General features: G+C 63.0%; 1 protein-coding gene. It reads left to right on the top strand.

Annotated features, from left to right (window positions below):
• A partial coding sequence (locus tag G6020_RS15980) for an MFS transporter (protein WP_182611304.1) occupies positions 1 to 952 on the top strand: 952 nt, incomplete at its 5' end.
• Positions 953 to 1,100: the final 148 nt, after the last annotated feature.

Genomic DNA, 1,100 nt, shown 5'->3' with positions numbered 1-1,100 from the left:
CGATCTCGGCCACCGAGTTACACCACTCTATGGGGCACTACTCTTCCAAGCCGTGATCCCCTCTGTGCTGCCAGACGAGCGCGAGTACACCCGGGCCTTGTCGCTCTCACGCTTGGCCTACGATCTGGAATCGCTCGTAAGCCCGATGCTCGCCGCGGCCCTGCTGACGGCAATCAGCTTCAACAACCTCTTCATCGGAACCGTCATCGGGTTTCTCGGCTCTGCCACACTCGTCATCGCCTCTCGGTTCCCCCACACACAGCCCCCTCCTCCTGCACGGTTCCTTGACCGACTTTCCCGGGGGACACGGACATTCTTCGCTAGCCCCGAACTGCGCGGCCTGATGGGACTCAACCTCGTCGTAGCCACGACAACCGCCATGGTCATCGTCAACACGGTGGTTCTCGTGCAAGGCCAGCTCGGCAGGACGCAGTCGGATGTCGCCCTCATGCTCGCCGCATACGGAGCCGGATCAATGGTGGTCGCCCTGGGCATGCCCGCACTACTGAACCAACTTGCCGACCGGAAAGTCATGCTCGCCGGCGGAGCCGCGCTGCCCATCATCTTGCTCGCCACGGCCATCGTGATCGGATGGGCAGGCGGCACTGCCCAGTGGAACACCTTGCTCACGATGTGGGTACTGCTCGGCGCCGCAACCTCGACCATCCTCACACCCTCGGCGCGGCTACTGCGCAGAAATAGCACCGAGCAGAACCGGCCGGCAGTGTTCGCCGCGCAGTTCTCCCTCTCCCACGCCTGCTTCCTCATCACCTACCCACTGGCCGGCACCCTCGGCACCGCAATCGGCCTCCAAGCGACCGGATTCGTACTCGTCGCAATCGGAGTGATCGGCGCCGGGGCGGCACTACTGGCCTGGCGAGATGATGCCGAACCAAAGAGAGGCACGAAGCCCCGCCAAACAAAGCTGCGCAATCCCGCCAATCGAAGCTGAGAGTCACAATCGGCGCTGTATCGCAAGGTCCGGTACGGCGTTTTTGAAACATCGTCCCCTCGGGTCTAGGGTGTACTGATACACCACCTGGCGGAGGGGCGCTTCGATGGCTGATCGGATCGGGACGTTGCTTGATCGCTCGGGTGAC

It is taken from the genome of Dietzia sp. B19 (assembly GCF_014145155.1).
GTDB lineage: Bacteria > Actinomycetota > Actinomycetes > Mycobacteriales > Mycobacteriaceae > Dietzia > Dietzia natronolimnaea.
The sequence above is the reverse complement of the archived record's forward strand: the minus strand, read 5'-3'. Positions and strand labels throughout refer to the sequence as shown.